The sequence below is a fragment of the Streptomyces tropicalis genome (genome assembly GCF_029269835.1).
Taxonomy (GTDB): Bacteria; Actinomycetota; Actinomycetes; order Streptomycetales; family Streptomycetaceae; genus Streptomyces; species Streptomyces tropicalis.
The window spans coordinates 149261-171579 of record NZ_JARJBB010000003.1 but is presented as its reverse complement, the minus strand read 5'-3'; the positions used below and the strand labels follow the sequence as shown (position 1 = coordinate 171579).

14 protein-coding genes are annotated in these 22319 nt (G+C 69.9%); 4 read left to right on the top strand and 10 right to left on the bottom strand.

From position 1 onward, the window contains the following. Positions 1-140: 140 nt before the first annotated feature. The 9 genes from P3H78_RS07340 to ngcE form a co-directional block, all read right to left on the bottom strand. Positions 141-1673, bottom strand: coding sequence for an amino acid permease (locus tag P3H78_RS07340; protein ID WP_276107996.1), 1533 nt, complete (start codon positions 1671-1673; stop codon positions 141-143). Between the two features lie 154 nt (positions 1674-1827). After that, the gene (gene dxs, locus P3H78_RS07335; RefSeq protein WP_276107995.1) at positions 1828-3777 is read right to left on the bottom strand and encodes a 1-deoxy-D-xylulose-5-phosphate synthase; all 1950 of its coding nucleotides are present in this window, start codon (positions 3775-3777) and stop codon (positions 1828-1830) included. 254 nt (positions 3778-4031) lie between these two features. Beyond that, entirely contained in the window at positions 4032-5324 is a 1293-nt protein-coding gene (locus tag P3H78_RS07330) for a sugar ABC transporter permease (RefSeq protein ID WP_276107994.1), read from the bottom strand. After that, complete coding sequence (locus tag P3H78_RS07325; protein ID WP_276107993.1) at positions 5321-6112, bottom strand: ATP-binding cassette domain-containing protein; 792 nt, start codon at positions 6110-6112, stop codon at positions 5321-5323. The genes P3H78_RS07330 and P3H78_RS07325 overlap by 4 nt, the downstream gene beginning before the upstream one ends. Positions 6113-6302: 190 nt before the next feature. After that, the gene (locus P3H78_RS07320) at positions 6303-7403 is read right to left on the bottom strand and encodes a sugar ABC transporter substrate-binding protein (protein WP_276108316.1); all 1101 of its coding nucleotides are present in this window, start codon (positions 7401-7403) and stop codon (positions 6303-6305) included. A gap of 133 nt (positions 7404-7536) precedes the next feature. Further along, entirely contained in the window at positions 7537-8736 is a 1200-nt protein-coding gene (locus tag P3H78_RS07315) for an ROK family transcriptional regulator (RefSeq protein WP_276107992.1), read from the bottom strand. Positions 8737-8938: 202 nt separating this feature from the next. Then, positions 8939-9862, bottom strand: coding sequence for a carbohydrate ABC transporter permease (locus P3H78_RS07310; protein WP_276107991.1), 924 nt, complete (start codon positions 9860-9862; stop codon positions 8939-8941). A gap of 4 nt (positions 9863-9866) precedes the next feature. Further along, positions 9867-10793 (bottom strand): carbohydrate ABC transporter permease, encoded by a 927-nt coding sequence (locus tag P3H78_RS07305; protein WP_276107990.1) that lies wholly within the window; start codon positions 10791-10793, stop codon positions 9867-9869. Between the two features lie 49 nt (positions 10794-10842). Next, a complete protein-coding gene (ngcE, locus tag P3H78_RS07300; protein WP_276107989.1) occupies positions 10843-12288 on the bottom strand; it encodes an N-acetylglucosamine/diacetylchitobiose ABC transporter substrate-binding protein in 1446 nt (481 codons plus the stop codon). Positions 12289-12755: 467 nt separating this feature from the next. Here ngcE and P3H78_RS07295 point away from each other — a divergent pair, with 467 nt between their 5' ends. Beyond that, the gene (locus P3H78_RS07295; RefSeq protein ID WP_276107988.1) at positions 12756-16556 is read left to right on the top strand and encodes a GH92 family glycosyl hydrolase; all 3801 of its coding nucleotides are present in this window, start codon (positions 12756-12758) and stop codon (positions 16554-16556) included. A gap of 78 nt (positions 16557-16634) precedes the next feature. Here the strand turns inward: P3H78_RS07295 and acnA are convergent, their stop codons facing one another. Beyond that, the gene (gene acnA / locus P3H78_RS07290; RefSeq protein WP_276107987.1) at positions 16635-19349 is read right to left on the bottom strand and encodes an aconitate hydratase AcnA; all 2715 of its coding nucleotides are present in this window, start codon (positions 19347-19349) and stop codon (positions 16635-16637) included. A 340-nt stretch (positions 19350-19689) separates the two neighbouring features. Between acnA and P3H78_RS07285 the strand changes: the two genes are divergently transcribed. The 3 genes from P3H78_RS07285 to P3H78_RS07275 all read left to right on the top strand — a co-directional run bounded on the left by P3H78_RS07285 (position 19690) and on the right by P3H78_RS07275 (position 22234). Continuing rightward, complete coding sequence (locus tag P3H78_RS07285; protein ID WP_438827918.1) at positions 19690-20265, top strand: class I SAM-dependent methyltransferase; 576 nt, start codon at positions 19690-19692, stop codon at positions 20263-20265. A 173-nt stretch (positions 20266-20438) separates the two neighbouring features. Then, a complete protein-coding gene (locus tag P3H78_RS07280) occupies positions 20439-20639 on the top strand; it encodes a DUF4236 domain-containing protein (protein WP_276107986.1) in 201 nt (66 codons plus the stop codon). A 65-nt stretch (positions 20640-20704) separates the two neighbouring features. Then, positions 20705-22234, top strand: a complete 1530-nt coding sequence (locus tag P3H78_RS07275) for a helix-turn-helix domain-containing protein (RefSeq protein ID WP_276107985.1) — start codon at positions 20705-20707, stop codon at positions 22232-22234. Positions 22235-22319: the final 85 nt, after the last annotated feature.

Sequence of the window (22319 nt, the reverse complement as noted above, 5' to 3'; positions counted from 1 at the left end):
GCGGGCACGGAACACGCGTGCCCCCGAGCCGGGCACGGGCCCATGCCTCGGAACACGAACCGGAACGGCCGGGCGCCGCAAACGGAAGGGGCCGGGCCGCGGTCGGTTCCGCGGCCCGGCCCACCGGGGTCAGGAGGCGGCTACGACGCCGGGCCCGCGCCGGCTCCGGTGCCCGCGGACGCCCCGCCGCTCCCGAGGCTCTCGCCCCGGGCGAGCCGGCTGTGGGTGCGGCCGTAGAAGAAGTAGACGACGAAGCCGATCACCATCCAGACCGCGAACCGGAGCCAGGTCTCCGCGGGCAGGTTCAGCATCAGCCACAGCGAGGCGCACACCGACAGGACCGGGACCACCGGCACCCAGGGGGTGCGGAACGCGCGGTGCAGGTCCGGGCGCGTCCTGCGGAGGATGATGACGCTGACCGCGACCACGATGAAGGCGAACAGCGTGCCGATGTTCACCAGCTCCGCCAGCTCGCTCAGGCTGGTGAAGCCCGCGATGATCGCGATGATCACACCGAGCAGGATGGTGGGCCGGTGCGGCGTCCGGAAGCGCGGGTGCACCCGGGAGAAGAAGCGCGGCAGCAGCCCGTCGCGGCTCATCGCGAAGAACACCCGGGTCTGGCCGAGCAGCAGGATCATGCACACCGAGGTGAGGCCGATGGCGGCGCCGAAGCTGATCACACCCGCGTAGAAGGGGTGCCCGACGGCCTTGAACGCGTCGGCGAGCGGCGCGTCCACGGACAGGCTCTTGTAGTGCTGCATGCCCGTCACCACGACGGACACCGCCACGTACAGGACGGTGCAGATGAGCAGCGAGCCGAGGATGCCGCGGGGCATGTCCCGCTGCGGGTTGCGGGTCTCCTCGGCGGCGGTGGCGACGATGTCGAAGCCGATGAAGGCGAAGAAGACGACCGAGGCGGCGGTGAAGATGCCCATCACGCCGTAGTTGGCGGGCGCCCAGCCGAACAGCAGCTGGATCAGCGGGGCGTGCAGGCTGCCCTCCGCGGGCTGCGGCTGCGTCGGCGGCACGAAGGGCTTGTAGTTGCTGCTGGTGATGAAGAAGGAGCCCGCGACGATGACGAGCAGGACCACGAACACCTTGATGGCGACGACGATCGAGGTGACCCGCGCGGAGAGCTTCATCCCGACCACGAGGATGCAGGTGAGCACCAGCACCAGCGCGGCCGCCAGGATGTCGAAGCCGAAGCCCGAGGCGCCCTCCCGGCTCGACAGGTAGTCGGGCAGGTGCCAGCCGGCGTTGTCGAGGAGGGAGCGGATGTATCCCGACCAGCCGACCGCCACCACCGCCGTGCCGAGCGCGAACTCCAGGACCAGGTCCCAGCCGATGATCCAGGCGGGCAGCTCGCCCAGCGAGGCGTACGAGAAGGTGTACGCGGACCCGGCGACCGGGACGGTGGAGGCGAACTCCGCGTAGCACAGCGCGGCGAGGGCGCACACCACGCCCGCCGCGACGAAGGCCAGGGCGACCGCGGGACCCGCGTTCTCCTTGGCCACCTTGCCGGTGAGGACGAAGATGCCGGTGCCGATGATGACCCCGACGCCGAACACGGTGAGATCGAGGGCGGACAGGGACTTCTTGAGCGCGTGCTCTGGTGCCTCGGTGTCCTCGATCGACTGCTCGATGTTCTTCGTCCGGAAGAGCGCGCTGCCCACGGGCCTAACCTCCCACATTCGTCGTCCTCGACATGATCGAGAGGGCTGGGACTCCGTATGCCCCGGCACGGGCATGTTCACGCAGACGGGCCGGTTCCGCCACCTGTACGGGGTGGCGGAACCGGCCCGATGGATCCCGCGGGGAGCCGTGCCGTCAGTCGCGTGCGGAGCGCACCGCGTCGGCCTCGGCGGCGGCCTCCTCGCTCGGCCGGGGCCGGGTGTCGGTCTGGCCGTCCAGCTTGGCGACCAGCCCGGTCACCTGGCGGGCGATGTCGGGCGCGGTGAGCCCGATCTCCGCCATGACCTCGGCGCGCGAGGCGTGGTCGAGGAAGCGCGGGGGGATGCCGAAGTCGCGCAGCGGCACGTCCACGCCCGCGTCCCGCAGCGCCTGCGCGATCGCGGAGCCGACGCCGCCGACCCGGGAGTTGTCCTCGACGGTGACGACCACGCGGTGGCGGGCGGCCAGCGGCGCCATCGCCTCGTCGACGGGCTTGACCCAGCGCGGGTCGACGACCGTGGTGGAGATGCCCTGCCGGTCGAGCAGGCCGGCGATCTCCAGGCACATCGGGGCGAGCGCGCCGACGGAGACGAGGAGGACGTCCGGGGTGCCGGTGCCCGGCTCCCGCAGCACGTCCATGCCGCCCACCCGGCCCACGGCGGGCACGGCGGGGCCCACGGCACCCTTGGAGAAGCGGACCACGGTCGGCGCGTCGTCGACCTCGACGGCCTCGCGCAGCTGGGCGCGGACCTGGTCGGCGTCGCGCGGGGCGGCCAGGCGCAGGCCCGGGACGACCTGGAGGATCGACATGTCCCACATGCCGTTGTGGGAGGCGCCGTCGGTGCCGGTGATGCCGGCCCGGTCCAGGACGAAGGTGACCCCGCACTTGTGCAGCGCCACGTCCATCAGGACCTGGTCGAAGGCGCGGTTGAGGAAGGTGGCGTACACCGCGAAGACGGGGTGCACCCCGCCGTGGGCGAGGCCCGCCGCGGAGACCGCGCCGTGCTGCTCGGCGATGCCGACGTCGTAGACCCGGTCCGGGAAGGCCTTGGCGAAGCGGTCCAGGCCCACCGGCTGGAGCATGGCGGCCGTGATGGCGACGATGTCCTTGCGCTCCTTGCCGAGCGCGACCATCTCGTCGCCGAAGACGGAGGTCCAGTCGGCGCCGGAGGTGGCGATGGGCAGGCCCGTGTCGGGGTGGATCTTGCCGACGGCGTGGAAGCGGTCGGCCTCGTCCTGGAGGGCGGGCTGGTAGCCGCGGCCCTTCTCGGTGAGGCAGTGCACGATGACCGGGCCGCCGAAGCGCTTGGCGCGGGCCAACGCCGACTCCAGGGCCTCGATGTCGTGGCCGTCGATCGGGCCGACGTACTTCAGGCCGAGGTCCTCGAACATGCCCTGCGGGGCGATGAAGTCCTTCAGCCCCTTCTTGGCGCCGTGCAGGGTGTCGTACAGCGGCCGGCCGACGACCGGGGTGCGCTCCAGCAGGTCCTTGGTGCGGGCCAGGAAGCGCTCGTAGCCGTCGGTGGTGCGCAGGGTCGCGAGGTGGTTGGCGAGGCCGCCGATGGTGGGCGCGTACGACCGCTCGTTGTCGTTGACGACGATCACCAGGGGGCGGTCCTTGGCGTCGGCGATGTTGTTCAGCGCCTCCCAGGCCATGCCGCCGGTCAGCGCGCCGTCGCCGATCACGGCGACGACGTGGTGGTCCCGCTCGAGCTGCTGGTTGGCCTTGGCGATGCCGTCCGCCCAGCCGAGGACCGTGGAGGCGTGGCTGTTCTCGATGACGTCGTGCTCGGACTCGGCCTGCGAGGGGTAGCCGGACAGGCCGCCCTTCATCTTCAGGCGGGAGAAGTCGCGGCGCCCGGTGAGCAGCTTGTGCACGTAGGACTGGTGGCCGGTGTCCCACAGCACCTTGTCCTGGGGCGAGTGGAAGACCCGGTGCAGGGCGATGGTCAGCTCCACCACACCGAGGTTGGGGCCGAGGTGGCCGCCGGTCTTGGAGACCGCGTCGACGAGGAACGTCCGAATCTCGCCTGCCAGCTGGTCCAGCTCCTCCAGGCTGAGCCGGTCCAGATCGCGCGGTCCCGTGATGCGGGTCAGCAGCGGCACCCGTGCCTCCTTGCAGTTGAGCTGATCGAGCTGTTGCCGGGCTTGTCGAGTCTAATGTTCCGCCCGGGCGGCCTGTGTCCGGGCGGTGGGTCGTAGGTCACGCGAACGGACGTACCCAGCGGAATCCATTCCTATGACATGAATGTGTGCGTGACGTGAAGGACCCCCGGCACACGCCGGTGCCCGGCACCGTGGAGGTGCCGGGCACGGGGCCGGGCGGCGTGCGGCACCGGTTCGGTGCCGGGGACGGGCGGCTAGGCGCGGCCGGCCGTCTTCTGCGTCCTGCGGGTGACGGCGTCGATGACGACGGTCGCCAGCAGCACGCCACCGGTGATCATGTACTGGACCGGGGAGGCGATGCCCTCCAGGGCGAGGCCGTACTGGATCGAGACGATCACCAGCACGCCGAGGAGCGCGTTCCAGGTGCGGCCGCGGCCGCCGAACAGGGACGTGCCGCCGATCACGGCCGCCGCGATCGCGTTCATCAGCAGGTCGCCGCCGCCGGCGCCCTGGTTGGCCGAGGCGATCTTGGAGGCGATGAAGAGGCCGCCGACCGCGGCGAAGGTGCCGGAGATCGCGAAGACCGAGATCCGGACCAGCTCCACGTTGATGCCCGCACGCCGGGAGGCCTCGACGCTGCCGCCGAGGGCGAAGATCTTGCGGCCGTAGGAGGTGCGGCGCAGTACGAAGTCGGTGAGGAACAGCACGCCGACGAAGACCACGACCGCCAGGGGCAGGCCCTTGTACTGGTTGAAGACGATCGCCGCGGCGAAGGCGACGACGGCCAGCAGCGCCGTGCGCAGGATGGTTTCGCTCAGCGGCCTGGACGGCACGCCGGCCGCCTCGCGGCGCCGGTTGGCGAAGAACGAGCTGAGGAAGAACAGCACCGTCACCGCGATGGCGAGCCCGTAGGCGGCGGCCACGTCGGAGAAGTAGTAGCTGGTCAGGTTGGCGACGAGGCCGTCCTGGTTCAGGTTGATCGTGCCGTTGTCGCCCAGGATCTTGAGCATCAGGCCGTTCCAGAACAGCAGGCCGGCCAGGGTGACCGCGAACGCCGGCACGCCGACCCTCGCGAAGAAGAAGCCGTGCAGGGCGCCCGCCACGGCACCGGTGAGGATCGCCAGCACGAAGGCCAGGATCTCGTTCATGCCGTTGGTCACGTTCAGCACCGCGAACGTGGCGCCCGCGACACCGGAGACCGAGCCGACCGACAGGTCGATCTCGCCGAGCAGCAGGACGAACACGATGCCGACGGCGATCATGCCCGTGCCGACCATGGCGACGGAGATGTCGGACAGGTTGCCCGCGGTCAGGAAGTTGGAGTTCAGGCTCTGGAAGATGATCCAGATGACCACCAGACCGACGACGACCGGCAGGGAGCCGAGGTCACCGGCCTTCATCTTCCGCTTGAACTCGGTCAGGTAGCCCGCGAAGCCCTGTTCGCGCACCAGCAGGCGGGGGTCGACGGCCACGTCGGAGCCGCGGGCCGCCTCGGGGTTCTCCACCACCTGGTCGCCGGGGGGCGTGGAGGTCTTGTCGATGCTCACTTCTTGATCTCCCCATTGGTGCGCGCCGCACGACGGGTCACGGCATTGTCCGTGGCGCCGGTGATGGCGGAGATGATCTCTTCCTGCGAGGTCGACTTGACCTCGAAGACGCCGTTGTTGCGGCCCAGCCGCAGCACCGCCACCTTGTCGGCGACGGCCTTGACGTCGGCCATGTTGTGGCTGATGAGGATCACCGCGTGGCCGCGCTCGCGCAGCCGCTCGACCAGGTCGAGGACCTGCGCGGTCTGCTCGACGCCGAGGGCGGCGGTGGGCTCGTCGAGGATCACCAGCTTGGGCTCGCCGAGCATGGAGCGGGCGATGGCCACGACCTGGCGCTGACCGCCGGAGAGCGAGGCGATCGGGATCCGGACGCTGGGGATGCGGATGGACAGCTGGTCCAGCAGCTCGCGGGAGCGCCGTTCCATCTCGACCTCGTCCAGCACACCGCGGCGGCGCAGCTCGCGGCCGAGGTAGAGGTTGCCGACGACGTCGATGTTGTCGCACAGCGCGAGGTCCTGGTAGACGGTCGCGATGCCCAGGTTCTGGGCGTCGTGCGGCTTGTTGATCTGGACGGACCTGCCGTCCCACTCGATGACGCCCTCATCGATGGGGTGCACGCCGGCGATCGTCTTGACCAGCGTGGACTTTCCGGCGCCGTTGTCGCCCACCAGGGCGACCACCTCACCGGCGTGGACCTCAAGCTCTACGTCGGTGAGCGCCTGGACGGCACCGAACCGCTTGGAGACCCCGCGCAACGCCAGCACGGGCGTAGCGGACACGTGAACCATCTCCTTCGCCGCCTGACCCGGCGGGAGGTTGTGCAGAAGACTGGGGCTGGGGAAGTCCCGTCCGGCGCCGCGGCCGAGCCCGGGGGCTGTGCGGGCGCGGGGCGCCGGAGGGGACGGGATGCGCCGCCGTACCGGGGTGGTTCACCGGGAGGGGGAACCACCCCCCCGGCGGGCGGACGCGTGCGGTTCGTTACTTCAGGCCGATCTTGTCGCAGGCCTTCTTGTACTGGGCCGTGCAGATGTCGCCGACCGTGTAGACGCCGTCCTTGATGACAGTGTCCTTGATGTTGTCCTTGGTCAGCGAGGTGACCGGGACGAGGACGGAGGGGATGCCCTTGGTGGCGCCGCTGTCGACCTTGTCCTTGGCGACCGAGTCGAGCGACTTGCCCTGGGCGAGCGCGACGGCCATCTCGGCGGCGGCGTCGGCCTCGGGGGCGTACGGCTTGTAGACGCTCATGTACTGCTCACCGGCGACGATGCGCTGCACACCCGCGAGCTCGGCGTCCTGGCCGGTGACCGGGATGTTGGAGATGCCGGCCGCCTTGAGGGCGGTGATGATGCCGCCGGCCATGCCGTCGTTGGCGGAGTAGACGCCGACGATCTTGTCCTTGCCGAGGGCCGAGATGGCGCCCTCCATGTTGGAGTTGGCGTTCTCCGGCTTCCACTCCTTGGTGTCGTACTCCTTGCCGATGTTCACCTTGCCGTCGAGGACGGAGTGGGCGCCCTGCTTGAACTGCGCGGCGTTCGGGTCCGTGGAGGAACCGTTCATCATGACGATCTTGCCGGACTTGGCCTTGGAGCCGAGGGCCTTCAGCAGCGCATCGCCCTGGGTCTTGCCGACGGTCACGTTGTCGAAGGAGGTGTAGGCGTCGATCGGGCCCTGGGCCAGGCGGTCGTACGCGACGACCGGGATGCCCGCCTGCTTGGCCTTCTGCACCGAGTTCTTGATGGCGGCGGCGTCCACGGCGTCGACGATCAGCACGTCCACCTTGTTGGTGATCATGGTGTCGACCTGCTGGTTCTGCTGGCTGGCGTCCTGCTTCGCGTTGGCGTAGACGACCTGGCCCTTGCCGTGCGTGAGCTCCCCGACCTTCTTCTCGATCAAGGGGCGGTCGAACTTCTCGTAGCGCGCGGTCTGGTTCTCCGGGAGGAGCAGACCGATCTTGATGTTGTCGCCCTTCTTGGCACCCGAGGACGGCTTGGAGCCGCTGCCGGACTCCTTGGCGCTGCCACAGGCAGCGAGCGAGACGGCCATGGCACCGGCGGCCACGGCGAAGGCCGCACGACGCATACGCGTGTTCACTTCAGAAACCTCCCTGACGAGGCCGCGTCGTTGCGGCCGAGGTGGCTGGAAGTCAACTCGGCCACACGTGCGACGTCAAGAAGTAAATCCTTAACGAGATGGCAACGGTGCCATCCGTTCTCTAAGTGAAGGCAGGCGCGGCCGTGGGCAGCGTGCCGTCCAAAAGGGTCGAATCCCCCATCTCGCTGAGCGCGAGGGCGAGCGCGCCCAGGACCTCCGCGCGGCCGCCAAGTGCCCCGGGAAGAACCGAGAGTTGACGGGCGGCACTGGGAATGGCGTAGCGGCTCACGGACTCCCGGATCGGCCCCAGCACCAGCTCGCCGGCCTCGGCGAGGTCGCCGCCGAGGACCACCCGGCTGGGGTTGAGCAGGTTGCACAGATTGGCCACCCCGCTGCCGATGTGGCGGCCGACGTCGGCGATCACCCGGCGGCAGCCCGGATCGCCCTCGCGGGCCAGGCGCACGACGTCCTCCATGGTGAGGTCGGGGCCGTGGCCGGGCTGGAGCAGTGGAAGGACGTACCGCGCGGAGGCGAAGGTCTCCAGGCAGCCCCGGTTGCCGCAGCGGCAGACGGGGCCGGACTCGTCGAGCGTGATGTGCCCGATCTCGCCCGCGGTGCCGCCCGGCCCGCGGTAGATCTTCCCGTTGATGACCAGGCCCGCGCCGACACCGCTGGCGATCTTGATGTAGGCCAGGTCCTTCACCCCCCGGCCGCTGCCCCAGACCATCTCCCCCAGGGCGCCGAGGTTGGCGTCGTTGTCCACGTGGACGGGCACACCGAGCCGCCTTTGCAGCTCCTCGGCGGGCTTGATGCCGGTCCAGCCCGGCAGGATCGCCGTGGAGCCCAGGGTCCCCGACTCGACGTCGATCGGCCCGGGCACGCCGAGGCCGACGCCGGCGATCTTGGACGCGTCGATCCCGGTCGCCGAGATCAGGCGTTTGACCAGCTCCTCCGCCCGGTCGAAGCCCTGGGTCGAGGAGGCGTCGACGTCCAGCGGCTCGGCCTCCTCGGCCAGCACCTGGTGGGCGAGGTTCCCGATCGCCACCCGCAGGTGGGTGTGCCCGAAGTCGACTCCGATCACGATGCCCGCGTCCCCGCTGAGGGAGACGCTGCGGGCCCGGCGGCCGCCCGCGGAAGTGGGCGTGACCTGGACCGTTCCCCCGTCCTTCAGCTCCCGAACGATGTTGGAGACCGTCGCCGCGGACAGGCCCGTGGTCCTCGCGATCTCCGCCTGCGTGAGGGATCCGGCCAGGCGCACGGCGCGTACCACCCGCTCCAGGTTGGCTCGGTGCAGCGACGACTGCGACCCTGGAGTCTCCACGACGACCTCCTGCGCGGGGCCGCATCGGCGAGGCCCCGTTCATGTCCAACTAGTGAACCTTAAGCTGAGCCGTTCGGGTTGCCTCCCGTCAAGAGGTTGAACCGCATCCGGGTCCTTGGACACACCCGGACGGCCCTGGTGACCGCGCGTGAGCGCCGCCCCCGGCGAGCGGGGCGGCGCGCTCGGAGCGGGGTCCGGGAGGCTACTTCAGGGCGCCCGCGGTCAGGCCCTGGACCACCTGGCGCTGGAAGACGACGTACGCCGCGAGGACCGGCAGCATGGCCATCACCAGGCCGGCGAAGAGGCCGGACCAGTCCCCCTTGTAGCCCTGGCTGACCGCCAGCTGCACCAGGCCCTGGGTGAGGACGTGCTTGTCCGGGTCGGTGTTCAGCACCGTCGGCAGCATGTACTGGTTCCACTGGCCGAGGAAGTTGAAGATCCCGACGCTGATCAGTCCGGGCTTCGCCATCGGCAGCATGATCTGGAAGAAGGTCCGGGTGTGCGAGGCCCCGTCCACGAAGGCCGCCTCGGCCACCGAGGTCGGCAGCGTCCGGAAGAACGCCGTCAGGAAGAACACCGTGAACGGCAGCGAGTAGGCGATGTAGACCAGGATCAGCCCGTGGATCGTGTTGAGCAGCCCCATGTTGTTCACGACGTAGAACAGCGGGACCAGCGCCAGCATGATCGGGAAGCTCATGCCGCCGATGAAGAGGAAGTAGATGAAGCGGTTGCCCGGGAAGTCGAAGCGGGCCAGCACGTAGGCCGCCATGGACCCGAGCACCAGCGTGCCGACGAGCGAGCCGCCGACCACCAGGACGGTGTTCAGGAAGTAGTCGCTCATGTTGGCGTCGGTCCAGGCCCGCGCCCAGTTCTCGAAGTGCAGGTGGTCCGGGAGCGACCAGGGCGAGCCGAAGATGGAGCTGTCGTCCTTGAAGGACGTCATCACCGCCCATACCAGCGGCATGACCACCATGATCGCCCAGACGACCAGGATGCCGTGCGAGAAGACGTTGAGGACGGAGCCTTCGCGGCTCCCCCGCACCGGCCTGCGGGGCGCGGCGTCGATCTTCGCGACGGGTGTCCCGGACTCGGCCGGAACGGGCGCGGGGGTCTCGGTCGTTTTCATCTGCTCAGAACTCCAGCCGCTCGCGCCGTCCCAGCCGCATCACCACGGCGGCGAAGGCCAGCGTGACGACGAGCAGGGCGACGCCGATGGTGGTGGCGTAGGCGGCCTGCCCGTCGCGGAACGCCTTCTGGTACACGTACAGGACCATGACGGTGGTCGAGTAGTCGGGGCCGCCCGGGCCGGTCGTCATGATCTGCACGACGGCGAAGGACTCCGCGCCCAGGGCGAGGATGCCCATGTAGACCCAGCCGGACTGCACGGTGTCCCAGAGCAGCGGCAGGGTGAGCTTGAAGAAGGTCTTCGCCCGGCCGGCTCCGTCCAGCAGGGCGGCCTCGTAGAGCTCGGCCGGGACGGAGGCCATGCCGGCCGAGAAGAGGACCACGAAGAAGCCGACCGTGGACCAGACGAGCACCGCCATCACGCACCACAGGGCGAGGCTGGGGTCGCCCAGCCACAGCGGCTGCACGGAGTCCAGGCCGATCCCGCGCAGCAGCGAGTTGACGGCACCGCTGTCCGGGTTGTAGGCGAAGGCGAAGAGCAGGGCCACGATCGCGATCGACAGCACCTGCGGGAAGAAATAGACGATCTTGTAGAACGACGATCCGCGGACGCCGGTGACCACCGGACCGCCCCTGCGGTGGCGCCCGCCCACATTGATCATGAAGGCGAAGAAGAGCGCCAGACTGATCGTCACCAGCGGCAGCACCAGGGCGAACAGCAGACTGTGTTCCAGCGACTTCCAGAAGATCTCGTCGTCGAGCATCCTCTTGTAGTTGTCGAAGCCCACCATCTTGAATTCCGGGCTCAGACCCGTCCAGTCCGTGAAGGAATAGTAGATGGACTGAATGAACGGCCAGACCACGAAGAGCGCGTACAGTCCCAGGGGTACCGCGAGGAACCCCACGATGAACCGGTACTTGCCGTGCTGCATTACTGCCGACCCCGATCTCTGGGCGGGTGGTGCCGCTGGTGACGGACCCTCACTGGTGCTTGTAGTGCTTGATCGACGTGTCCTTCGCCGCCTCGTCGGCGAATCCCTGGATCTTCTTGATCGCCTCGGCCGGAGTGAGACGGCCGGCCATCATCTCGCCGAGCCCGGCCACCCCGATCTTCTCCTTCTGGAGCTGCACGTACCAGTCCTGCAGGCGCGGATTCACCACGTTGGACCCCGCCTTGTCCAGCGCCGCGACGCCGGACTTCAGGCCGGGGGTGAGCGGGATGCCGGTGGTGCCGCCGTTGTAGGCGGTCAGCGACTTCACCTTGCTGGTGAAGTTCTTCGAGGACGCCTCGCTGAGCATGATGCGCAGCTGGTCCATGCCGCCCTCGGGGTTCTGGGCCTTGGCCGGGACGATGTAGGGCTCGCCGCCCGCGGCCCAGATGGTGCCGAAGGGCATCTTGTCGGAGGAGTCCAGGCCGGTGGGCGCGGACACCGACAGGGCGAAGTCCTTCGGGATCACGTTCGCCGACTCGTTCTCGACCCAGGAGCCGTTCGGGATGAACAGCGCCTTGCCCTTGGCCCAGGCGGTCTGCGACTGGATGTGGTCCAGGCCGGGGGTGCCCTGGAGGATGTAGCCCTTCTTGTAGAGCTCGTAGTACGCCTCGAAACAGGCCTTGACCGCCGGGTGCTTCCAGGCGTTCGGCTCGAGGTTGTCGATGGCGTCGAGGACCTCGCGGCCGCCGACCTTCCCGATCATCGGGTAGAGCGAGAAGGGGATGTAGTACGGGTACTTGCCGGCGTAGGTCCAGCCGGCCATGCCCTTCTTCTTGGCCTTCGCGCAGACCGCGAGCATCTCGTCCCAGGTCTCGGGGTACTTCGCGTCGAGCGAGTCCAGCGCCTTCTGGGAGTACCAGACGCCGTACACGGTGTAGGCGTAGTAGAGGATCCAGACCGGCTTGCCGTCGAACTGGCCCATTTCCACGATGCCGGGACGCAGCGTGTCGCGGACCTTCTTGCCCGGGTCGTCGTACGAGGGCGCGTCCAGCAGCGGGGTGAGGTCGGTCAGCTGGTTCTTGCCGACCAGGACGCCCATGTCCATCTGCTCGGCGCCGGAGTTGTCGATGAGGTCCGGCGGGTTGCCCTGGTTGAAACGGGGCTGGAGCGTGGACTGGATCTTCTGGGTGGCGGAGAACTTCACCGTGGCCCTGGGGAAGTCCTTCTGGTAGATGCGTACGGCGTCCTGGCCGTACTCCTTGCCGAATCCGCCGTCGAACAGGACGAATTCCATGCGCGCGGTGTCGTTGACGCCGAGCGGGTTCTTCGCGGTCTTCTTGCCGGCCTTGGCCTTGCCCTGGCCGCCGCCCCCGCTGCTCGCGCACGCGGACAGCATTCCCATGGCGGGCACACCGACCAGACCGAGTGCGGCGGACCGCTTGATCAGGTCCCGGCGGCCGACGCCGCCGGGGTTCTCGGCGGAAGTGGATCCCATGCTCAAGTCCTCGCCTTCTCCAGGACTCAGGCGGTGAACCGGATCCTCGCCGGCACCGCGGTCAGGTGAAGCTGGGTCGTGCAGGAAGTACTTCGTGCGTCATCCACCGGGGATTGGCCGGAAAACAAGGAGGACGGCGCGTTTCGCACGTCGAACCACCCTTTCCGGATCCCCCGGGCCCGGTCACCACCGGTGGAACGGCTTCGCGGACGCCGACAGGTATAGTCCACTTCCGGTCGGCTGAGCAAGATCAAATGCAAGGTTGGCCGCCGGTCTTTTCCGAGTTGAGACCTCGTGGAAATGTGGCTCGTCCACGTGTTCCCCCGTGGATGAATCCGCGGCTTTGCGCCCGAATGCCGCACCCAACACCCTTGACACGCCTGACCACTTGACTCCCTACTGTTCCTTGCGCGTCCATGCTGACAACGTTGTCCGGCGTGTGCGCAATACAGGGAGGGTGCCTTCGTATGCAGCGCAGAGTGCGGCACAGATGGGGTCCGGCGGCCTTCGTCACGGCCGCCTTCGTCATGGCCGTCGGCTCCCAGGGAGCGGCCGTCGCCCTGCCCGGCCGGGCTCCGGCCCCCGACCGGGAGTTCGCGTCCTCGTTCGAACCCGGCGACCCGGCGCCGGACTGGGTGGACACCGTCGACACCGCGCCGGACGGCGGCAAGCGGTCCTCGGGCGTGGACGGCGGCTACAGCAGCGGCATCCCGGGCAACGTCGACGACCAGGTGGTCGACCTCCGCGCCAGTGGCGAGAACTCCGGCTCGGGCGAGGTCAAGGAGAACCTCGTCGACGGCGAGGCCGGCACCAAGTGGCTGACCTTCGCGCCCACCGGCTGGGTCGAGTTCGACCTGGACCGGCCCGCGAACATCACCCGCTACGCCCTCACCTCCGCCAACGACCACGCCGAACGCGACCCGGCCGACTGGACCCTGGAGGGCTCCACCGACGGCAAGGACTGGAAGACCCTGGACACCCGCACCGGGCAGGACTTCCCGGAGCGGCTGCACACCACCCCGTACGACCTGGACCGGCCCGCCGAGTACCAGCACTTCCGGCTCGACATCACGAAGAACAACGGCGGCGACATACTCCAGCTCGCCGACGTCCAGCTCTCCACGGGCGACAGCGGCGGGCCGGCCGCCGAGAACATGCTCTCGCTGGTCGACCGCGGCCCGAGCGGGTCGCCGACGGCCAAGTCGGGTGCCGGGTACACCGGTCGGCGGGCCCTGCGCTACGCGGGCCGGCACACGGCCGCCGGTCACGCGTACTCCTACAACAAGATCTTCGACGTCGACGTGAAGGTCACCCGGGACACCCAGCTGTCCTACCGCCTGTACCCCGCGATGGCGGACGGCGACCTTGACTACGCCGCCACCGATGTGGCCGTCGACCTGGTCTTCACCGACGGCAGCTCCCTCAGCCGGCTGGGCGCCACCGACAGCCACGGCTTCGGCCTCAGCCCGCAGGCGCAGGGCGCGTCCAAGGCGCTGTACGTGAACCAGTGGAACAACGTGGTCTCCCGGATCGGGTCCGTCGCGGCGGGCAAGACCGTCGACCGGATCCTGCTGGCCTACGACGCGCCCTCCGGGCCGGCGAAGTTCCGGGGCTGGCTGGACGACGTGGCGATCCGGCCGGCCGCCCCCGACAAGCCCCGGGCGCACCTGTCGGACTACGCGCTGACCACCCGCGGCACCACCTCCAGCGGCAGCTTCTCGCGCGGCAACGACTTCCCCGCCACCGCGCTGCCGCACGGCTTCAACTTCTGGACCCCGGTCACCAACGCCTCTTCGCTGAGCTGGCTCTACGACTACGCGCGGGCCGACAACGGCGACAACCTGCCGACCCTGCAGGCGTTCAGCGCGAGCCACGAGCCCAGTCCCTGGATGGGCGACCGGCAGACCTTCCAGCTCATGCCGTCGGCCGCCTCCGGCACCCCGGACACCGGCCGCACCGCGCGGGCGCTCGCCTTCCGGCACGAGAACGAGACCGCCCGGCCGTACTACTACGGGGTGCGGTTCGAGAACGGCCTGAAGGCGGAGATGACACCGACCGACCACGCGGCCGTCATGCGCTTCACCTACCCGGGCTCCGACGCGAGCGTGCTGTTCGACAACGTCACCGAACAGGCGGGGCTGACCCTGGACAAGGAGCACGGGGTCGTCACCGGCTTCTCGGACGTGAAGTCGGGTCTGTCGACGGGAGCGACCCGGCTGTTCGTGTACGGCGTGTTCGACCGGCCGGTGACCGGCGCGGCCGCCGACGGCGTCAAGGGCTGGATGCGGTTCGCCGCGGGCGCCGGCCGCACGGTCACCCTGCGCCTGGCAACCTCCCTGATCAGCGTCGACCAGGCCAGGGACAACCTGCGCCAGGAGATCCCGGAGGGGACCTCCTTCGACACCGTGAGGGCCCGGGCCCAGCGCGCCTGGGACGCGCTCCTCGGCAGGGTCGAGGTCGAGGGCGCGACCCCCGACCGGCTGACCACCCTGTACTCCAGCATGTACCGGCTCCACCTGTACCCGAACTCCGGCTTCGAGAAGGTCGGCGGCAAGGACCGGTACGCCTCCCCCTTCTCCCCCATGCCGGGCCAGGACACCCCGACGCACACCGGCGCGAAGATCGTCGACGGCACGGTGTACGTCAACAACGGCTTCTGGGACACCTACCGCACCACCTGGCCGGCGTACTCGCTGCTGACGCCGTCCCAGGCGGGCCGGATGGTCGACGGGTTCGTGCAGCAGTACAAGGACGGCGGCTGGACCTCGCGCTGGTCCTCCCCGGGCTACGCGGACCTGATGACGGGCACCTCCTCCGACGTCGCGTTCGCCGACGCGTACCTGAAGGGGGTGCACTTCGACGCGAAGGCGGCGTACGACGCGGCCCTGAAGAACGCGACCGTGGTGCCGCCGTCCTCCGGGGTGGGCCGCAAGGGCATGGCCACCTCGCCCTTCCTCGGCTACACCAGCACCGCCACCGGCGAGGGCCTGTCGTGGGCGATGGAGGGCTACGTCAACGACTACGGCATCGCACGGATGGGCCAGGCCCTCTACCGGAAGACCGGCGAGAAGCACTACCGGGACGAGTCCCAGTACTTCCTGAACCGCGCCCGGGACTACGTGAAGCTGTTCGACCCCCGGGTCGGCTTCTTCCAGGGCAGGGACGCCTCCGGCGCCTGGCGTCTGGACCCGGCGCGGTACGACCCACGCGTGTGGGGCTACGACTACACGGAGACCGACGGCTGGGGCTTCGCCTTCACGGCACCGCAGGACAGCCGCGGCCTGGCCAACCTCTACGGCGGCCGGGCGGGCCTGGCCCACAAGCTGGACACGTACTTCGCCACCCCGGAGACGGCGTCACCGCAGCTCGCCGGCTCCTACGGCGGGGTCATCCACGAGATGACCGAGGCACGGGACGTGCGGATGGGCCAGTACGGCCACTCCAACCAGGTCGCGCACCACGTGCTCTACATGTACGACGCGGCCGGACAGCCCTGGAAGACGCAGGCGAAGGTCCGTGAGGTGCTCTCCCGCCTCTACACCGGCAGCGAGATCGGCCAGGGCTACCTCGGCGACGAGGACAACGGCGAGCAGTCGGCCTGGTACGTCTTCTCCGCCCTCGGCTTCTACCCGCTGGTGATGGGCGGCGGCGAGTACGCGATCGGCTCCCCGCTGTTCACCCGGGCGACCGTGCACCTGGAGAACGGCCACGACCTGGTGATCAAGGCGCCGCACAACAGCGCGCGCAACGTCTACGTGCAGGGCGTGCGGCTCAACGGGTCGCCGTGGACGTCGACGGCGCTCCCCCACGCGCTGCTCGCCCGGGGCGGGGTGCTGGAGTTCGACATGGGTCCGCGGCCGTCGGCGTGGGGCAGCGGGAAGAACGCGGCGCCCGCCTCGATCACCACGGACGACAAGGTGCCCGCGCCGCGGACGGACGTGCTCCGGGGCGACGGGCCGCTGTTCGACGACACCTCGGCGACCGACGCGACCGTGACCTCGGTGGACCTGCCCGCGCCGAGCGGCACCCGGGCCGTGCAGTACACGCTCACGTCGTCCGCGGACCGCGCCGCGGCGCCCACGGGCTGGACCCTCCAGGGGTCCGAGGACGGCACCCATTGGACGACCCTGGACCGGCGCTCGGGCGAGGCCTTCGCCTGGGGCCGGCAGACCCGCCCCTTCACGGTCGCGTCCCCGGGCGCCCACCGGAGGTACCGCCTGGTCCTGGACGGCGCGTCGACGCTGGCGGAGGTGGAGCTGCTGGCCTGACGCGCCCTCGTACGGCGAAGGGCCGCACCCCCGTGTGCCGGGGGTGCGGCCCTTCTCGTGCCCGTGGGGCCGGTCCGCCTACTTGCGGATCAGGCTGCGCAGCACGTACTGCATGATGCCGCCGTTGCGGTAGTAGTCCGCCTCGCCGGGGGTGTCGATGCGGACGACCGCGTCGAACTCGACGCCGGTGTCGGTGGTGACCTTCACCGTGCGCGGGGTGGTGCCCGCGTTGAGCTCCTCGACGCCGGTGAAGGAGAAGGTCTCCTCACCGGTCAGGCCGAGGGACTCGGCGGTCTGCCCCTCCGGGAACTGCAGCGGCAGGACGCCCATGCCGATGAGGTTCGAGCGGTGGATGCGCTCGTAGGACTCGGCGACGACGGCCTTGACGCCGAGGAGCGCGGTGCCCTTGGCGGCCCAGTCGCGGGACGAGCCGGAGCCGTACTCCTTGCCGGCCAGGACGACCAGCGGGATGCCCTGCTCGATGTAGTTGCGCGAGGCGTCGTAGATGAACGACACCGGCGCGTCCGCCCGGGTGAAGTCGCGGGTGTAGCCGCCCTCGGTGCCCGGCGCGATCTGGTTGCGCAGGCGGATGTTGGCGAACGTGCCGCGGATCATGACCTCGTGGTTGCCTCGGCGGGAGCCGTAGGAGTTGAAGTCGCGACGCGCCACGCCGTGCTCGGTGAGGTACTGGCCGGCCGGGGTGTCGGCCTTGATGGCACCGGCCGGGGAGATGTGGTCGGTGGTGACCGAGTCGCCCAGCTTGGCGAGCACGCGGGCACCGGCGATGTCGGTGACCGGGGCCGGCTCCATGGCCATGCCCTCGAAGTACGGGGGCTTGCGGACGTAGGTCGACTCGGTGTCCCACTCGAAAGTGTTGCCGGTCGGGACGGGCAGGGCCTGCCACTGCGCGTCGCCCGCGAAGACGTCCTGGTAGGACTTGGAGAACATGTCCTCGCCGATGGCGTTGGCGACGACGTCGTTGACCTCGGCCTCGGAGGGCCAGATGTCCTTCAGGAAGACCGGGTTGCCGTCCTGGTCGGTGCCCAGGGCGTCCCGGGTGATGTCCACCTTCATGGAGCCCGCGAGGGCGTAGGCGACGACCAGCGGCGGGGACGCCAGGTAGTTCATCTTGACGTCGGGGTTGATCCGGCCCTCGAAGTTCCGGTTGCCGGAGAGGACCGAGGTGACCGCGAGGTCGTGGTCGTTGACGGCCTTGGAGACCTCCTCCGGCAGCGGGCCGGAGTTGCCGATGCAGGTGGTGCAGCCGTAACCGACCAGGTTGAAGCCGACCTTGTCGAGGTACGGGGTCAGTCCCGCCTTGTCGAAGTAGTCGGTGACGACCTTCGAGCCCGGGGCGAGGGTGGTCTTGACCCACGGCTTGCGGGTCAGGCCCTTCTCGACCGCCTTCTTGGCCACCAGCGCGGCGGCGACCATGACGTAGGGGTTCGAGGTGTTGGTGCAGGAGGTGATCGCGGCGACGGTGACGGCGCCGTGGTCGATCTCGTACGTCGACCCGTCGGGGGCGGTCACGGTGACCGGGTTGGTCGGCACGCCGTTGGCGGAGGCCGGGGAGTCGGAGGCCGGGAAGGACTCCTTGCCCGCCTCGTCGGCGGTGTCCACGTAGTTGCGGACGTCGACCGTGAACTGCTCGGCGGCGTTCGCGAGGACGATGCGGTCCTGCGGGCGCTTCGGGCCGGCGATGGAGGGGACGACCGTGGAGAGGTCCAGCTCGAGCTTCTCGGAGAAGTCCGGCTCGGCCTTCGGGTCCAGCCAGAGGCCCTGCTCCTTGGCGTACGCCTCGACGAGCGCGACCTGCTGCGCGGAACGGCCGGTCAGGCGCAGGTAGTTCAGGGTCTCGTCGTCGATCGGGAAGATCGCGGCGGTGGAGCCGAACTCCGGCGACATGTTGCCGATGGTGGCGCGGTTGGCGAGGCTCGTGGCGGCGACGCCCTCGCCGTAGAACTCGACGAACTTGCCGACGACCCCGTGCTTGCGGAGCATCTCGGTGATCGTGAGCACGAGGTCCGTGGCGGTCGTGCCGGGCCGCAGCTCACCGGTGAGCTTGAAGCCGACGACGCGCGGGATGAGCATGGAGACCGGCTGGCCGAGCATGGCGGCCTCGGCCTCGATGCCGCCGACGCCCCAGCCGAGGACGCCGAGGCCGTTGACCATCGTGGTGTGCGAGTCGGTGCCGACCAGGGTGTCGGGGTAGGCCTTGCCCTCGCGGACCATCACGACGCGGGCCAGGTGCTCGATGTTCACCTGGTGGACGATGCCGGTGCCCGGCGGGACGACCTTGAACTCGTCGAAGGCGGTCTGGCCCCAGCGCAGGAACTGGTAGCGCTCCTTGTTGCGGCCGTACTCCAGCTCGACGTTCTGGCCGAAGGCGTCCTTCGTGCCGAACTTGTCGGCGATGACCGAGTGGTCGATGACCAGCTCGGCCGGCGCGAGCGGGTTGATCTTCGCCGGGTCGCCGCCGAGCTCCTTCACGGCCTCGCGCATGGTGGCGAGGTCGACGACGCAGGGCACACCGGTGAAGTCCTGCATGATCACGCGGGCCGGCGTGAACTGGATCTCCTGGGACGGCTGGGCCTGGGAGTCCCAGCTGCCGAGGGCGCGAATGTGGTCGGCGGTGATGTTCGCGCCGTCCTCGGTGCGGAGCAGGTTCTCCAGCAGGACCTTCAGGCTGTAAGGCAGTCGGGCCGAGCCCTCGACCTTGTCAAGCCGGAAGATCTCGTACGACTCGTCGCCCACCTGCAGCGTGCTGCGGGCGTCGAAGCTGTTCGCCGACACGACAGTCTCCTTCATTCATGTGCGCGTACCACCGCAATCCTGCCGCCATGCCCTCTCGGCCGATCCGCTAAGGTAAGGCTTACTTAGGGCACCCTTACCAGGGTGGCGGCTGCGGTGCGCCTCGGCAGATATCTCGATGTCGAGATAACTCTAGTACATGGGGGCCGGATGGTCATGCCCGGACGGGAGTGACCGACGCCATGTCGACCGGCCCCGATCGTGATGCGGACCGCGTCCGCCGACGGGGCCGGAGGACGAGGGCCCTCTCCCGCCGCGCCCTGCGGGCGCTCGACCGCTTCGACATGGCCCACCCCTGGGACCACAACGCCCACTGCCACCCGTGGATCCCGCGGCAGCTCCCCCGGCGCCCGGGCCGCGCCGCCCTGGACGCGGGCTCGGGCACCGGGACCTGGCCCGGCGGCCGGCCACCCGCGCCCGCGTGGCGCACGGCGTCGACAGCGGCCCGGAGATCGCCGCCCGCGCCCGCGAGCCCACTCCGGCGGCCGCCCCGGACGTCTTCACCCGCGGCGACGCACCGCGCGTCCCGCCCGCCGGCCTCCGCGACGTCCTCACCCGCGTCGCCGCCCTGCACCACCTGCCGCTCGCCGGGGCCCTCACCGCCTTCCGCGGGGCTCTCGCGCCCGGCGGGACGCCGGTGGTCTTCGGCCCGTACCGCGCCGCGCCACCGGGCGACCACCTGCTCGGCGCCGCGGCGATCCCGCCGAAGGCGGCCATCGGCCTGCTCCGCGACCGGGGCCGCCGGCCACCCCGCCCCGCGTCCGTGACGGCGCGGACCCGGCCGGCGGCGTCGGGCTTCCCCGACGTCGCGCACACCGCCCGCGCGACCCTGCCCGGCGCGCGGCCGAGGCGCCGGCTGTCCTGGCGCTGCACGCCGGCGTGGCGGGCGCCGGGGTGACGGCGGTGACCGCGACGCTGGGTGACGGTGACGCCGGACGGGCACCCGGGGCGATTTCCCGCCCCGGGAAACGGAGTTCGGCCATCAGTCGGCCGAACGGGGGTATCCGACGTGGGCCGGACCCCCCCCGGCAGTGCCGGACACCGGCGCCACGGTCCCGAAGGGAAGCGCGCATGCCGCTCACGTTCCGCAAGAGTTTCCGGATCCTCCCCGGAGTCCAGCTCAACATCAACAAGCATTCGTGGTCCATCACCACCGGAGGCGGCAAGCACGGCCCCCGCCACACACACAGCAGCACGGGACGTCGTACGACATCGATGGATCTGCCCGGACCTTTCGGGTGGCGTCGGACCCACACGGAGAAGCGCCGTTGACAGCGCATCACCCGTTCGGCCCCCCTCAGAATGTGCCATCTCATATCTGAGATAACCTCGGCCTCATGGCAGACGACTACCTCGTACGCATCGGCAAGCTCATCCGTGACGCCCGCCAACACCGGGGCTGGACACAGGCGCAGCTGGCCGAGGCGCTCGGCACCAGCCAGAGCGCCGTCAACCGCATCGAGCGCGGCAATCAGAACATCAGCCTTGAGATGATCGCCCGTATCGGTGAGGCCCTCGACAGCGAGATCGTCTCGCTCGGCTACGCCGGCCCGATGCACCTGCGGGTCGTCGGCGGCCGCCGGCTCTCCGGCGCCATCGACGTGAAGACGAGCAAGAACGCGTGCGTGGCACTGCTGTGCGCCTCGCTCCTCAACAGGGGGCGCACAGTGCTGCGCCGCGTGGCCCGGATCGAGGAGGTCTACCGCCTCCTGGAGGTCCTGGGCTCCATCGGCGTCCGCACCCGCTGGATCAACGACGGCACCGACCTGGAGATCGTGCCCCCGGCCGAACTCGACCTGGACGCCATCGACGCCGAGGCCGCCGTCCGCACCCGCTCCATCATCATGTTCCTCGGCCCTCTGCTGCACCGGCTGGACCGCTTCAAGCTGCCCTACGCGGGCGGTTGCGACCTGGGCACCCGGACCATCGAGCCGCACATGATCGCGCTGCGCCGGTTCGGGCTGGACGTCGCGGCCACCGAGGGGCAGTACCACGCGGTGGTGGACCGCTCCGTCCGCCCGGACCGCCCGATCGTGCTGACCGAGCGCGGCGACACGGTGACCGAGAACGCGCTGCTGGCGGCCGCCCGCCACGACGGCGTCACCGTCATCCGCAACGCCTCCTCCAACTACATGGTCCAGGACCTGTGCTTCTTCCTGGAGGCGCTCGGCGTCCGGGTCGAGGGCATCGGCACCACCACGCTCACCGTGCACGGCGTGCCCTCGATCGACGCCGACGTGGACTACTCCCCCTCCGAGGACCCGGTCGAGGCGATGAGCCTGGTGGCCGCCGCCGTCGTCACCGAGTCGGAGCTGACGGTGCGCCGGGTGCCGATCGAGTTCCTGGAGATCGAGCTGGCGGTCCTGGAGGAGATGGGCCTCGACCACGACCGCAGCCCCGAGTACTTCGCGGACAACGGCCGTACGCGCCTGGTGGACCTCACGGTCCGGCCTTCCAAGCTGGAGGCGCCGATCGACAAGATCCACCCGATGCCGTTCCCCGGGCTGAACATCGACAACGTCCCGTTCTTCGCGGCCATCGCGGCGGCCGCGCAGGGCAAGACGCTGATCCACGACTGGGTCTACGACAACCGTGCGATCTACCTGACCGACCTCAACCGCCTCGGCGGGCGACTGCAGTTGCTCGACCCGCACCGCGTCCTGGTCGAGGGCCCTACCCGCTGGCGCGCCGCGGAGATGATGTGCCCGCCGGCCCTGCGCCCCGCCGTGGTCGTCCTCCTGGCGATGATGGCGGCGGAGGGCACGTCGGTACTGCGCAACGTGTACGTCATCAACCGGGGTTACGAGGACCTCGCCGAGCGCCTCAACTCGATCGGCGCGCAGATCGAGACGTTCCGGGACATCTGAGGGACGGATGCCGCCGGAGCCCTTCCGAGCCGCTTCGGTGCGGGCGGCGGAGGGATCCGGCGGTTCCCCTGGAACTCGGCGCCGG

What these genes read in the sequence shown, in the direction of transcription:
- P3H78_RS07305 (WP_276107990.1), bottom strand. Translation starts at nt 10,793, where the DNA reads ATGCAGCACGGCAAGTACCGGTTCATCGTGGGGTTCCTCGCGGTACCC.
- P3H78_RS07295 (WP_276107988.1), top strand. Translation starts at nt 12,756, where the DNA reads ATGCAGCGCAGAGTGCGGCACAGATGGGGTCCGGCGGCCTTCGTCACG.
- P3H78_RS07280 (WP_276107986.1), top strand. Translation starts at nt 20,439, where the DNA reads ATGCCGCTCACGTTCCGCAAGAGTTTCCGGATCCTCCCCGGAGTCCAG.
- P3H78_RS07325 (WP_276107993.1), bottom strand. Translation starts at nt 6,112, where the DNA reads ATGGTTCACGTGTCCGCTACGCCCGTGCTGGCGTTGCGCGGGGTCTCC.
- P3H78_RS07320 (WP_276108316.1), bottom strand. Translation starts at nt 7,403, where the DNA reads ATGCGTCGTGCGGCCTTCGCCGTGGCCGCCGGTGCCATGGCCGTCTCG.
- ngcE (WP_276107989.1), bottom strand. Translation starts at nt 12,288, where the DNA reads ATGGGATCCACTTCCGCCGAGAACCCCGGCGGCGTCGGCCGCCGGGAC.
- P3H78_RS07310 (WP_276107991.1), bottom strand. Translation starts at nt 9,862, where the DNA reads ATGAAAACGACCGAGACCCCCGCGCCCGTTCCGGCCGAGTCCGGGACA.
- P3H78_RS07275 (WP_276107985.1), top strand. Translation starts at nt 20,705, where the DNA reads ATGGCAGACGACTACCTCGTACGCATCGGCAAGCTCATCCGTGACGCC.